The organism is Streptomyces sp. NRRL F-5630, assembly GCF_000719475.1.
GTDB lineage: Bacteria > Actinomycetota > Actinomycetes > Streptomycetales > Streptomycetaceae > Streptomyces.
Genome location: NZ_JOGO01000015.1, coordinates 62,224 through 75,132, shown reverse-complemented (window position 1 = coordinate 75,132; position 12,909 = coordinate 62,224). Strand labels below are relative to the sequence as shown.

The 12,909-nt window shown below is 73.8% G+C and carries 11 protein-coding genes; 4 read left to right on the top strand and 7 right to left on the bottom strand.

Annotated elements, in window-relative coordinates:
- Positions 1 to 13: 13 nt before the first annotated feature.
- From paaC to paaN, 7 genes are all read right to left on the bottom strand, one after another.
- Positions 14 to 868, bottom strand: a complete 855-nt coding sequence (gene paaC / locus IF99_RS0109940; protein ID WP_030996021.1) for a 1,2-phenylacetyl-CoA epoxidase subunit PaaC — start codon at positions 866 to 868, stop codon at positions 14 to 16.
- Between the two features lie 138 nt (positions 869 to 1,006).
- Positions 1,007 to 1,324, bottom strand: coding sequence for a 1,2-phenylacetyl-CoA epoxidase subunit PaaB (gene paaB / locus IF99_RS0109935; RefSeq protein ID WP_030996020.1), 318 nt, complete (start codon positions 1,322 to 1,324; stop codon positions 1,007 to 1,009).
- Positions 1,321 to 2,295 (bottom strand): 1,2-phenylacetyl-CoA epoxidase subunit PaaA, encoded by a 975-nt coding sequence (gene paaA / locus IF99_RS0109930; protein WP_030996019.1) that lies wholly within the window; start codon positions 2,293 to 2,295, stop codon positions 1,321 to 1,323. Before paaA ends, paaB begins: the two co-directional genes overlap by 4 nt.
- A gap of 58 nt (positions 2,296 to 2,353) precedes the next feature.
- Positions 2,354 to 3,214, bottom strand: a complete 861-nt coding sequence (locus tag IF99_RS0109925; RefSeq protein ID WP_030996018.1) for a 3-hydroxyacyl-CoA dehydrogenase family protein — start codon at positions 3,212 to 3,214, stop codon at positions 2,354 to 2,356.
- The gene (locus tag IF99_RS0109920; RefSeq protein WP_030996017.1) at positions 3,211 to 4,080 is read right to left on the bottom strand and encodes an enoyl-CoA hydratase/isomerase family protein; all 870 of its coding nucleotides are present in this window, start codon (positions 4,078 to 4,080) and stop codon (positions 3,211 to 3,213) included. The genes IF99_RS0109925 and IF99_RS0109920 overlap by 4 nt, the downstream gene beginning before the upstream one ends.
- Positions 4,081 to 4,148: 68 nt before the next feature.
- A complete protein-coding gene (locus tag IF99_RS0109915) occupies positions 4,149 to 5,360 on the bottom strand; it encodes a thiolase family protein (protein WP_030996016.1) in 1,212 nt (403 codons plus the stop codon).
- Positions 5,353 to 7,068, bottom strand: coding sequence for a phenylacetic acid degradation protein PaaN (paaN, locus tag IF99_RS0109910; protein ID WP_030996015.1), 1,716 nt, complete (start codon positions 7,066 to 7,068; stop codon positions 5,353 to 5,355). Before paaN ends, IF99_RS0109915 begins: the two co-directional genes overlap by 8 nt.
- Before the next feature lie 193 nt (positions 7,069 to 7,261).
- Between paaN and paaI the strand changes: the two genes are divergently transcribed.
- From paaI to IF99_RS0109885, 4 genes are all read left to right on the top strand, one after another.
- Complete coding sequence (gene paaI, locus IF99_RS0109900) at positions 7,262 to 7,654, top strand: hydroxyphenylacetyl-CoA thioesterase PaaI (protein ID WP_199806477.1); 393 nt, start codon at positions 7,262 to 7,264, stop codon at positions 7,652 to 7,654.
- Positions 7,651 to 9,039 (top strand): phenylacetate--CoA ligase PaaK, encoded by a 1,389-nt coding sequence (paaK, locus tag IF99_RS0109895; RefSeq protein WP_030996033.1) that lies wholly within the window; start codon positions 7,651 to 7,653, stop codon positions 9,037 to 9,039. The genes paaI and paaK overlap by 4 nt, the downstream gene beginning before the upstream one ends.
- 206 nt (positions 9,040 to 9,245) lie before the next feature.
- On the top strand, positions 9,246 to 11,354 hold the full coding sequence (locus IF99_RS0109890) for a glycosyltransferase (RefSeq protein WP_030996014.1): 2,109 nt from the start codon (positions 9,246 to 9,248) through the stop codon (positions 11,352 to 11,354).
- Positions 11,355 to 11,498: 144 nt separating this feature from the next.
- Positions 11,499 to 12,872, top strand: a complete 1,374-nt coding sequence (locus tag IF99_RS0109885; RefSeq protein WP_030996013.1) for an NAD-dependent succinate-semialdehyde dehydrogenase — start codon at positions 11,499 to 11,501, stop codon at positions 12,870 to 12,872.
- Positions 12,873 to 12,909: the final 37 nt, after the last annotated feature.

The window sequence follows — 12,909 nt, the reverse complement described above, 5'->3', positions numbered from 1 at the left end:
GGGGCCGCCGCGCTCACCACGTCGCGCCCGGGTGTGCGCGGGCGACCACCTGGAGCTCCGCCAGGAGCGGGGCCAGGTGCTCGGTGTGCTCGCCCCGCCGCCCGTCGGCGGTCTCCGCGACGGCCTCGGGGAGGGCCACGGTCGCGGCGCCGAGCACCTGCTCCCAGACCTCGCGGGCCTCCGCCGCCACCTCGGCGGCGTCGACACCGAGGAAGGCGGCGCTCTCGTCGCGGCGGAACTCGGCGAGCAGCGGTGCGAGCGCGCGTGCCGCCTCCGTCGTCCTGCGGTGCGACTCCTCGGTCCCGTCACCGAGCCGGATCGCCCAGTCGGCGGCGAACTGGCGGTGGTACGCCAGCTCCTTGACCCCCTTCGCGGCGATGGCCGCGAGGACCGGGTCGGGCGCCGAGACGAGCCGGCGCAGGAGCGCGAGCCGCCACGCCGAGTGGGCGAGGAGCCGCAGCACGGTGAAGGCGAAGTCGCCGTTGGGCACCTCCGTGATCCGCAGGTTGCGGAACGCGTCGGCGCCGCGGAAGTACGCATACGCGTCCTCGTCGCGGCCCGTGCCGTCGAGCAGCCCGGCCCGCGCGTACAGCAGCCGGGTCTGGCCCAGGAGGTCCAGGCCGATATTGGCGAGGGCGAGCTCGATCTCCAGCTCGGGTGCCGCCGTGACCCACTCGCCGAGCCGCTGCGCGCTCACCAGCGCGTCGTCGCCGAGGGCGAGGCACAGCGCCGCGAGCGCCGCCGTGTCCACCCCCTCGGGCACGGTCGTGTCCACGCCGTGCAGCGGGTCCTCGAACCCGGTGCCGAAGGCCCAGTGACCGTCGCCCTCGGCGGCGTCGGCGGCCAGCGACAGGTGATCGTCGCTCATTGCGACCACAACTCCTTGAAGAACTCTGGGAAGCGGGAGCGCCTCCCGGGGAGACGGCGCCCCACGGGCGGACCGTGCCCCAGGGGTGGCAGCGCCCGACGGGCGGACGGCGCCTCCCGGTGGAGGCGGACGGGCATCTCAGATGTGCGGGACGTCCGCGGGGATGTCGTAGAACGTGGGGTGCCGGTAGACCTTGTCGCCGCTCGGCGCGAAGAAGGGGTCCTTCTCGTCCGGCGCCGAGGCCGCGATGTCCTCGCTGCGCACCGCCCAGATCGAGACGCCCTCGTTGCGCCGGGTGTACAGGTCGCGCGCGTTGGTCAGCGCCATCCGGTCGTCGGCCGCGTGCAGCGAGCCGACGTGCACGTGGTTCAGGCCCCGCTTGCCCCGTACGAAGATCTCGTACAGCGGCCAGGAGTCCTTCGGGGCCGCCGCCTTCTTCTCGTCCGTCCCGCTCATGCCGCGGCCTCCGTCTTCCCGCGGTCGCCCGCGTGCCTGGCCGCGTGTGCCGCGGCCGCCTCGCGCACCCAGGCGCCGTTCTCGTGCGCGGACCTGCGCCGCGCGACCCGCTCCGCGTTGCACGGGCCGTTGCCCGAGATGACCTGCTTCAGCTCCTCGAAGTCCGGGGTGCCGAAGTCGTGCCTGCCGCGCTCCTCGTTCCAGCGCAGCTCCGGGTCGGGGAGCGTGACGCCGAGGTGCTCCGCCTGCGGCACCGTCATGTCGACGAAGCGCTGGCGCAGTTCGTCGTTGGAGTGCCGCTTGATGCGCCAAGCCATCGACTTCGCCGAGTGCGGCGAGTCCCCGTCGGGCGGCCCGAACATCATGAGCGAGGGCCACCACCAGCGGTCCACGGCCTCCTGCACCATCCGGCGCTGGGCCTCGGTGCCGCGCATCATCGTCAGGAGGAGTTCGTAGCCCTGCCGCTGGTGGAAGGATTCCTCCTTGCAGACGCGGATCATCGCGCGGGCGTAGGGGCCGTAGCTGCACCGGCACAGCGGCACCTGGTTGCAGATCGCGGCGCCGTCCACGAACCAGCCGATGACACCGACATCGGCGAAGGTCGGGGTCGGGTAGTTGAAGATCGAGGAGTACTTCTGGCGGCCCTCGATCAGCATCTCGGTCAGCTCGGCGCGGTCGGCGCCCAGCGTCTCGGCGGCGCTGTAGAGGTAGAGGCCGTGGCCCGCCTCGTCCTGGACCTTCGCGAAGAGGATCGCCTTGCGGCGCAGCGAGGGCGCCTTCGTGATCCAGTCGCCCTCCGGCTGCATCCCGATGATCTCGGAGTGCGCGTGCTGGGCGATCTGGCGCACGAGCGTCTTGCGGTACGCCTCCGGCATCCAGTCGCGCGGCTCGACGCGCTGGTCGCGCGCGATCGTCGCGTCGAAGTGGGCGCTCAGCTCGTCCTCGTGCGGGGGCGCGGTGTGCTCGGTCATCGTCCGCCCCTCCTTCCGGTAGCTGTCGTAGGTGTCGTCGCCGGTTCCGCCGTCGCGTTCAGTCGTTCCACGAGTAGAAGCCCTGTCCGGTCGAGCGCCCCAGTTCACCGCGCGCGACCTTCTCGCGGAGCAGCGCGGGCGGCGCGAACCGCTCGCCGAGCGTGCTGTGCAGGTACTCGGCGATCGCGAGCCGCACGTCGAGGCCCACGAGGTCGGTGAGGCGCAGTGGGCCCATCGGGTGCTTGTAGCCGAGGCTCATGGCGTCGTCGATGGCCTGCGGTTCGGCGACTCCCTCCTCGACCATGCGGATCGCCTCCAGGCCGAGCGCGACGCCGAGGCGGCTGCTCGCGAAGCCCGGCGAGTCCTTGACGACGACATCCTTCTTGCCGAGCCCCGCCGTCCAGTCCAGCGCGAGGTCCACGACGGCCCGCTCGGTGGCCTCGGGGACGACCAGCTCGACGAGCGCGGACGCGGGCACCGGGTTGAAGAAGTGCATCCCGAGGAAGCGGTGGGGGCGCGCGAGGGAGGCCGAGAGCTCGGTGACGGACAGCGAGCTGGTGTTGGTCGCGAGGACGGTGTCCGCGCCGACGACCCGTTCGGCCGCCGCCAGCAGCTGCGCCTTGAGGCCCGCGTTCTCCGGTACGGCCTCGACGACGACGTCCGCGTCGGCGGGGAGCCCGCTCACGTCGCCCACGAAGGTGAGCCGCCCGAGGATCTCGTCTGGCGCCGCGGGCAGCAGCCCGCGCTTCGCGGCCCGCTCCAGGGAGCCCGCGACGCGGTCGCGCACCTTCGCCGCCGCCGTCTCGTCCTGCTCGACGACCGTCACGGCCGCGCCCGCCGTGGCGAAGGACTGCGCGATGCCCGCGCCCATCCGCCCGCCACCGATGACCCCGGCCCGCCGGGGCACTGCCGCGCTCATGCCCGGCCCTCCGTCCGCTCGCTGTCGGTCCCCGGCGTGCCGGAGCCCCTGTTCCCGGTGTTCCCGCCGCTCGCTCCCCGGTCCCGCTTGCGGTCCAGGAATCTCGTCATGCGGTCCTTCTTGTCCTGCCCCTCGAACAGCACGGCCTGCGCGAGGTCGTCGGCGACCGGGTGCGCCCCGGGCGCGTCCACGACGAGCTTCGTCAGCCGCAGTGCCGTCGCGGACGACTTCGCCATCCGGTCGAGCACCGCGTGCGCCTCGTCGAGCAGCGTCTCTGCCGGTACGACGTCCATGACGAGCCCGCACGCGAGCGCCGCCCGCGCGTCCAGGGTGCGCCCGGCGAGCAGCACCTGCTTGGCGACCGACTCGCCGACCAGCTCGGGCAGTCGCCAGGCGGCCCCCGCCGCCGCGAGGATGCCGAGGCCCGGCTCCGGGTTCCCGAAGGCGGCCTTCGGCCCCGCCAGACGCAGGTCGCAGGCGTAGCTCAGCTCGGCGCCTCCGCCCAGCGCCCAGCCGTCCACGGCGGCGAGCGTCGGCATCGGCAGCCTGCGGACCCGCTCGAAGAGCCGGCTGTTGACACCCTGGAGTGCCTGGTCCCGGCCCCGCTCCAGCAGCTCGGCGATGTCGGCGCCGCCCGCGAAGGAGCCCCCGGCCCCGGTCAGGAGGAGCATCCGGGGATGCTCCTCCAGCCAGGCGCACACCGTGTGCAGTTCGCGGATCATGCGCCCGCTGATCGCGTTGCGCGCCTCGGGGCGGTCGAGCGTCACGACCACGCGGTCCTCGCGCACCTCGACGGCGAGCGTCCCGAAGGAACGCGCGGCGAGGTCCTCGTACGGGTCGCCGGGGAAGCCCCGCCCGCCGTTCACGCTCTCCCCGCCCCCGAAACCGTCCGGGCCGCCCGTGCCGTCCGCGCCCCCCGTGCCGCTCACGCCGCTCACACCCGCTCCACGAGCATCGCGACCCCCTGGCCGACGCCCACGCACAGCGTCGCGAGGCCCTTCGCCGCGTCCTCGCGCTCCATACGGCCCAGGAGGGTCAGCAGAATGCGCGAGCCGGAGCAGCCGAGCGGGTGGCCGAGCGCGATCGCGCCGCCGTCCGCGTTGACGAGCGCGTCGTCCAGGCCGAGCCGGTCGATGACGCCGATCGCCTGCGCGGCGAACGCCTCGTTCAGCTCGACGGCCCCGAGGTCGCCGGCCGACCAGCCCGCCCGGTCGAGGGCCTTGCGCGTCGCCGGCACCGGGCCGAGGCCCATGAGGTGCGGCTCGACCCCGGCCGAGGCCGAGGCGACGATACGGGCCCGCGGCGTGAGGCCGTACCGCTCCACGGCCGCCGCGCTCGCCACGAGGAGTGCCGAGGCGCCGTCCGAGAGCGGCGAGGCGGACCCCGCCGTCACGATGCCGTCGGCGCGGAAGACGGTGCGGAGCTTGCCGAGCTTCTCCATCGAGGACCCCGGGCGCGGACCCTCGTCCCGGGTGACCTCGCCGTCCTTGACGGGCACGGCGACGATCTCGCGGTCGAAGTGCCCGGCCTCCTGCGCCGCGACGGCCCGCTGGTGGCTGCGCAGCGCGAAGGCGTCGGACTGCTCGCGGGTCGTCCCGTCGAGGGCCGCGACCTCCTCGCCCGTCTCGCCCATGCTGAGCGTCGTACGGATCTCGCCGGGAGGCGCGGCGCGGTCGGCGGCGGTGAAGCGCGGGTTGGTGAAGCGCCAGCCGAGCGAGGTGTCGAAGACCTCGCCGGGCTTCGCCCACGGCGTCCCCGGCTTCGCCATGACCCAGGGGGCGCGGGTCATCGACTCGACACCGCCCGCCACGGCGATCTCCGCCTCCCCGGCGCGGATCGCCTGCGCGGCCGAGGCGACCGCGGTGAGCCCCGAGGCGCACAGGCGGTTCACGGTGTAGCCCGGCACGGTGTGCGGCAGGCCCGCGAGGAGCACCGCCATACGGGCCACGTCGCGGTTGTCCTCACCGGCCTGGTTGGCGGCGCCGAGGATCACCTCGTCGATCGCCTCGGCGGGCACCCCGGCCCGCCGCACCGCCTCACCGACGACGAGCGCGGCGAGGTCGTCGGGGCGGACGGAGGCGAGCGCGCCGCCGTACCGGCCCTGCGGGGTACGGGCCCCGTCGATCAGGTAGACGTCCTCAGGCACCCGTGGCCTCCTCGGTCGCGGCCGCCGGACGGCGGGACTGGAGCACGGCGAAGCGCCCAGTGACGAAGGCCCAGTCGCTGAGGGTCGCCGAAGCGGCGGGGTTGGCCTGCGAGCCGTGGTAGTCGCTGAAGGCGGCGGTCTGGTTGACGAAGACCTGCCCGGTGAAGTTCTCGGCGAGGTGCACACCCGCGTCGAGCGCGGCCTCGCGGGTCGCCTCCAGGACGTCCTCGCGCGTGGAGTGCACGCTCGCGGTGAGGGCCCCGTGCGCCGAGATCGTCTCGCGCAGCAGGTCGATGGAGTGCTCGGTGGAGTCGGTCGCGATGACGAAGGAGATCGGCCCGAACCACTCGGCGCGGTACGTCTCCGCGTCCCGCGCGGCGTCGAGCACCGTCACGAGCGGCGTGCGCAGCACGGCCTCGGGGTACTCCGGGTGGGTCAGCGGCTCGCCGCCGAATCGCGTGCCCCCCAGGGCGCGCGCCTTCTCGATCCGCTCGCGCACGGCCTCGCCGGTGAGCGCGCCGAGCGTCCCCGCGGCGCGCTGCGGGTCGCCGAGCAGCTTGCCGAGCGCCTCGGCGAGGTCGGCGGCGAAGACCTCGGGCGTCTTGACGCCCTGGTCGGTCGCGAAGCCCTCGCGGGGCACGTACAGGTTCTGCGGCGTCGTGCACATCTGGCCGCTGTAGAGCGACAGGGAGAACGCCAGGTTGCGCAGCAGGCCCTTGTAGTCGGCGGTCGAGTCGAGGACGACCGTGTTGAGCCCGGCCTTCTCGGTGTGCACGGCGGCCTGAGGGGCGTTCCGCTCCAGCCAGTCGCCGAAGCCGGTCGATCCCGTGAAGTCGATGATCCGCACGTCGGGGTCGGTCGCGAGCGTCGCCGCGACGCGGTCCTCGGGGGCCTCGGCGGCGAGCAGCACCGTGTCCGGGTCGAAACCCGCCTCGGCGAGCACCTCGCGGGCCACGCGGACGCTCAGCGCGAGCGGCAGCACGGCGGCGGGGTGCGGCTTGACGACGACCGGGTTCCCCGTCACGAGGCTCGCGAAGAGGCCCGGGTAGCCGTTCCACGTCGGGAAGGTGTTGCACGCGATGAGCAGCGAGACGCCGCGCCCGACGGGCGTGAACGTCTTCTCCAGGGTCAGCGGCTCGCCCTTGCGCATCGGCTTCGCCCACGTCGCGGCCGCGGGCGCCTGGCGCTGCGCGACCCAGCCGTACGCGACGGCTTCGAGGCCGCGGTCCTGGGCGTTCGCGCCACCGGCCTGGAAGGCCATGACGAAGGGCTGCCCGGTCGTGTGGTGCACCGCGTGCGCCATCTGGAAGCTCGCCGCGTTGAGCCGGGCGAGGATCTCGGCCGCGACCCCGGCCCGCATGTCGGGGCTCGCGCGGCGCCAGGCGCGGCCCGCCGCCTTCGCGGTGGCCACCGCCTCGCGCGGGTCGAGCCTCGGGTACGTGATGCCGAGCCGCAGCCCGTACGGGGAGACCTCCTCGCCCACCGCCCCCGCCTCGCCGGGGTGGCCCGGCAGCTCGAAGGGCCGGTCGAGCAGGGCGCGGAAGGCGCGCTCGCCGGCCTCGGGGGCCTCCTCGCCGTAGACGGACTTGCTCGGAGACTCGGGGTAGGCCGAGTGGAAACCGCGCGTGGCGATCGCCTCGGCGGCCGCGCGGAGCAGCCCCTCGTGCCGTGCGAAGAAATCGGTCCTGGCAGTGGCGGGAGAAGACATGGGACCCCTTGACAGGCGAATCGGATGCTGAATTACTGACCCGGTCGAAAGCTAACCGAATGTTCGGTCGGGCAGCAAGGGTGGTGAGCGCCACATGGGACGTGGCAGTGACACGAAGCCGGTCGAAGCGCACAATGCGGGAGCGGCCGAGCCGACGGTTCCCGCCGGGCGCGGAACCGGCCCGGAACACGCCATGTGGGCGAGGGACAAGGCCTCCCAGGGCCTGGGCATGGAGCTGCTGTCCTCGGGGGACGGCACCGCCAGGGTCCGGATGGAGATCACCGGAGCCATGGTCAACGGCCATGGCGTCGCCCACGGCGGCTTCCTCTTCACCCTCGCCGACACGGCCTTCGCCGTCGCCTGCAACTCCCGCGGTCCCGTGACCGTCGGAGCCGGCGCCGACATCGACTTCGTGGCCCCGGCGTTCGAGGGCGACGTCCTCGTCGCCGAGGCGAGAGAGCGCACCCGGTACGGCCGCAGCGGACTGTACGACGTGCGGATCGAGCGCGACGACCCCCAGCACACCGTCGTCGCGGAGTTCCGCGGTCGCAGCCGAGTGATCCGAGGCGTGGAGGAACGAGCATGACGACCACCGAGGCCGGAACGACGGAGTCCTGGCCCGAGGAGCAGCAGCCGCGAACCGCCCGGGGCGCCCGCCCGGCGCGCTTCGGGGAACCCCTCCCCGACGAGCTGCGTGACCCGGCCGAGCGACTCGGCCGCGAGGAACTCCGCGCGCTCCAGCTGGAGCGGCTGCGCGCCACCCTCGCCCACGCCTACACGAACGTGCCGCTGTACCGCCGCAAGTTCGACGAGGCGGGGGTGCGCCCGGAGGACCTGCGCACCCTGGAGGACATCGCCCGCTTCCCGTACACGACGAAGGCGGACCTGCGCGAGACGTACCCCTTCGGCATGTTCGCCGTCCCCCGCGAACGGGTCCGCAGGCTGCACGCCTCCAGCGGCACCACCGGGCGCCCCACCGTCGTCGGCTACACCGACGACGACCTCGGGAACTGGGCCGGCCTCGTCGCCCGCTCGCTGCGCGCCGCCGGGGCCCGCCCCGGCGACCGCCTGCACGTCAGCTACGGCTACGGGCTCTTCACCGGCGGCCTCGGCGCGCACTACGGCGTCGAGCGGGCCGGCTGCACCGTCATCCCGGCCTCCGGCGGCCAGACCGCCCGTCAGGTCCAGCTCATCCAGGACTTCGAGCCCGACCTCATCATGGTCACGCCCTCCTACATGCTCACGCTGCTCGACGAGTTCGAGCGCCAGGGCGTCGACCCGCGCTCCACGACGCTGCGCGCGGGTGTCTTCGGCGCCGAGCCGTGGACCGAGGAGATGCGCCGCGAGATCGAGGACCGCATGGGCATCCACGCGGTCGACATCTACGGCCTCTCCGAGGTCATGGGCCCCGGCGTCGCGAGCGAGTGCGTCGAGACGAAGGACGGCCTGCACATCTGGGAGGACCACTTCCTGCCCGAGGTCGTCGACCCGATCACCGACGAGGTACTGCCCGACGGCACCTCGGGCGAGCTGGTCTTCACCTCGCTCACCAAGGAAGCCCTCCCGGTCATCCGCTACCGCACCCGCGATCTCACCCGCCTCCTGCCGGGCACCGCCAGGCCCGGGATGCGGCGCATGGAGAAGGTCACCGGGCGCTGTGACGACATGATCATCCTGCGCGGCGTGAACCTCTTCCCGAGCCAGATCGAGGAGATCCTGCTCCGCGTCCCGGCGCTCGCCCCGCACTTCCAGCTCCACCTGGGCCGCCGCGGTCGCATGGACCACCTCACGGTCCGCGTCGAGGCCCGCCAGGACTCGGGACCCGAGGCCCGGGAGGCCGCCGCCGCCCTCGTGCTCCAGCGGATCAAGGACACGATCGGCGTCAGCGTCGGCATCGAGGTCCTCGACCCCGACACCCTCGAACGCTCGGTCGGCAAGATCAAGCGGATCATGGACGAGCGCGAGAAGTAGGCGGGAGCCCCGCGCCCCGCTCTTCAGGGCCCCCGGCGGAAGGCCGGGGGAGTTCGAGGAGCGGGGGGCGGGCGCCCGGCGTCCGCGAAGGGCCGCCCCGCGCGAGGCACCCGGAGATGTGACGTGCGCCTCACCCGTACAACCCTCGGCCCGGTCAACCGTCTGACTCCCGGACACCTGTGCACGACCGAGGGGGAGGCCCGCGCATGCGCATCGCATTCCTGATCCACAACGCCTACGGGATCGGTGCGACCATCCGCGGCACAACCCACCTCTCGGCGGCCCTCGCCGAGCGCCACGACGTCGAGGTCGTGAGCGTCCACCGGGTCGCCGACACCCCCGCGCTCCCCTTCGACCCGCGCGTCCGGCTCACCTCCCTCATCGACATGCGGGAGGGCACCCCCGGCTACGAAGGCGACCACGTCCTCAACACCGGCACCCATCGCATGTTCCCCGACGCCGCCGTCGAGACGGGCCGCCTGCGCTACCGCACCCTGCACGACCTGCGGCTCACCGAATGGCTCGCCTGGACCGACGCGGAGGCGGTCATCGCGACCCGCCCCCTGCTCAACGGCTACCTCGCCCGCCACGGCAGCGACCGCTACCTGCGCATCGGCCAGGAACACCTCACCCTCGCCTCGCACGAGCCGGGACTGCGCGCCGACCAGAACAGCTGCCTGCCCCACCTCGACGCCTTCGTCACCCTCACCGAGGCCGACGCCGCCGCCTACCGCGCCGCCGTGCCCGAGGCCGCGGAGCGCGTCCACGCCGTCCCGCCCGGCAGCCCCGACCTCGGCCTCACCCCCTCGCTCCGCACCTCCCGCACGATCGTCGCCGCCGGACGCCTCGTCCCCGGCAAGCGCTACGACCGGCTCATCGACGCCTTCGCCAAGCTGCTCCCCGAGCACCCCGACTGGACCCTGCGCATCTACGGGCGCGGCCCCGAGCACGCCGCGCTGCGCCGCCGCGTCAACCGCCTCGGCCTCTACGACCGCGTCCTCCTCATGGGCGCCGTCACGCCCATGGAACCGGAGTGGGCCAAGGCCGCTATCGCCGCCGTCAGCTCGGACATCGAGCCCTACGGCCACGGCATCCTCGAAGCCATGCGCGCGGGTGTGCCCGTCGTCGCCACGGACGCCCCGCACGGCCCCGCCCAGCTCGTCGCGCACGGCGTCACCGGACTGCTCGTCCCCCTCGCGGGCGGCACCGACGCCTTCGCCGCGGCCCTTGGCCGCCTCATGGACGACCAGGAGACCCGCGACCGCTTCGGCCGCACCGCCCGCGTCCACGCCGCCGCCCACTCGACCGAGGCCGCGGCGAAGGCGTACGAGCGCCTCCTCGACGACATCCAGGCCCGCAGAGCCCGTGAGCGCGCCGAACTCGACGCGCTCACCCTCCGCCCCCGCAGGGCCGCCCGCGCCGCCGCCCGCCTCACCGCACCCCGCCGCGCCGAGGCCCCGCGCCGCGCCCGCTCCCCGCGCACGACCCCGCGACCCCGCACCTCGGCCGGGGCGCTCGTGACCCCGACGGGCGCGATCGAGATACGCCCCACGGCGCCCTTCCCGGGCCCGTACACCCTCCTCCTCGCGCTCCGCGACGACCCAGCCGCCCGCGAAGTGCGCGTCCCCGTCCCCGAACCGGGCCCCGCCGTCCTCGGCCGCGCCACCCACCGCCTCGACGAGGGCCGCTGGGACGCCTACCTCCTCGCGGGCGCCACCCGCCGCAGGCTGCGTGCCGGGCTCGTCGAACAGGGCGCGCTGCTCGGCCTGCCGCCCCTGGAGGACGGCACGGGCTTCGCGCACTGGATCCCGTACCGCACCAAGGACGGCTACCTCGCCGTACGGGCCTGGCGGCGACCGGCCCACGCCGAGATCCTCGCCCTGGAGACGGGCGAGTCCGGGCTCCTCGTCACCGCCCAGCTCCACGGCATCGTCCGCTCCCTGCCGCGCGGCGCGATGGTCCGGGTCAAGGCGCGCGAGGAGGGCAGCGAGAGCTTCCTGCTCGCGGCGCGCGACCAGGGCCGCGGCCGCTTCGGCTTCCGGCTGCCCTACGTCATGCCGCTCGCCGGGCACGCGGCCCCCCAGGACGTGTGGGACTTCGCGCTGCTTCCCGAGCCGGGCGTCGCCCCCGTCCCCCTCGGCCGGGTACTCGGCGACCTCGTCGACCGCAAGAAGGTCGCCGTGCTGCCGTCCACCTCGCTGGAGCACCCGGCGGGCGGCACGACGCGCGTCCGGCCCTTCGTGAACGTGCGCGGCGATCTCTCGCTCCTCATGCGGGACAGCGGCGCCCGGACCGCCCCGCTGCCCGCCGACTGAGCCCGCGCCGGAGACGTCCTGCCTGGTCACCGCGGGCACCCGGGGGAAAGACGCCCGCCCCCGGGGATAGTTTCGCGGCAGTCGGTGAGACGGTGGGAGGAGGCAGTACCGCACCCCACCCCCGTCACCGCACGAAGGGACGCCATGACCGCGTACAAGGTCGTCAACCCCGCCACCGGGCAGACCGAAAGCGAATTCCCCGAAGCCACCGACGCGGAGATCCAGGACGCCCTGGACCGCTCCGCCGCCGCCTACCGCACCTGGCGGGCGAGCGAGGTCAAGGAGCGCGTCGCCGTCCTGGAACGCGTCGCCGAGCTGTACGCCGCGCGCAAGGACGAGCTCGCCTCGCTCATCACGCGCGAGATGGGCAAGCCCGTCACCCAGGCGCGCCGCGAGATCGACACCACCATCTCGATCTACCGCTACTACGCCGAGAACGGCCCAGGCTTCCTCGCCGACGAGGAACTCGACGTCGTCGCGGGCGGCAGCGCCGTCGTCCGCAAGGAGGGCATGGGCCCGCTCCTCGGGATCATGCCGTGGAACTTCCCGTACTACCAGGTCGCCCGCTTCGCCGCGCCGAACCTCATGCTCGGCAACACGATCCTGCTCAAGCACGCCCCGCAGTGTCCCGAGTCCGCGCTCGCCATGGAGAGGATCTTCCAGGAGGCGGCCCTGCCCGAAGGCGCCTACATCAACCTCTTCGCGAGCAACGAGCAGGTCTCGACGATCATCGCCGACCCGCGCGTGCAGGGCATCTCGCTCACCGGCTCCGAGCGCGCCGGCGCGGCCGTCGCCGAGCAGGCGGGCCGCCACCTCAAGAAGGTCGTCCTGGAGCTGGGCGGCTCGGACCCCTTCCTCGTCCTCCAGCCCGCCGACCTCGACCGCACCGTGAAGAACGCCTTCTACGGCCGGTACGGCAACGCGGGCCAGGCGTGCAACGCCGCCAAGCGCATCATCGTCCTCGCCGACCAGTACGAGGAGTTCACGCGCAAGTTCACCGAGACCGTGAAGGGCGTGACCCCCGGGGACCCGACCGAGGAGGGGACCTTCATGGGCCCGCTCTCCTCGCGCCAGGCCGTCGAGAACCTCGCCGCACAGATCGAGGACGCCGTCGCGAACGGCGCGACCCTCCTCGCGGGCGGTAAGCCGCTCGACCGCGAGGGCGCCTGGTTCGAGCCGACGGTCCTCACGGACGTCGGCCCCGGCATGCGCGCCTTCCAGGAGGAGCTGTTCGGCCCGGCGGCCGTGATCTACAAGGTCGAGACCGAGGAGGAAGCCGTGGCGCTCGCCAACAACACGCCCTACGGCCTCGGCGCGGCCATCGCCACCGACGACCCCGAGCGGGCCCTGCGGGTCGCCGCGCAGCTCGACACCGGCATGGTCTACATCAACGAGACGAGCGGCACGGCGGCCGAACTGCCCTTCGGCGGCGTGAAGCGCTCCGGCATCGGGCGCGAGCTGGGCAAGTACGGCATGGAGGAGTTCGCCAACAAGAAGCTCGTGCGCATACGGCGCTGACGCGCGCGCATACGGCGCTGACGACGGGCGCGGGCGC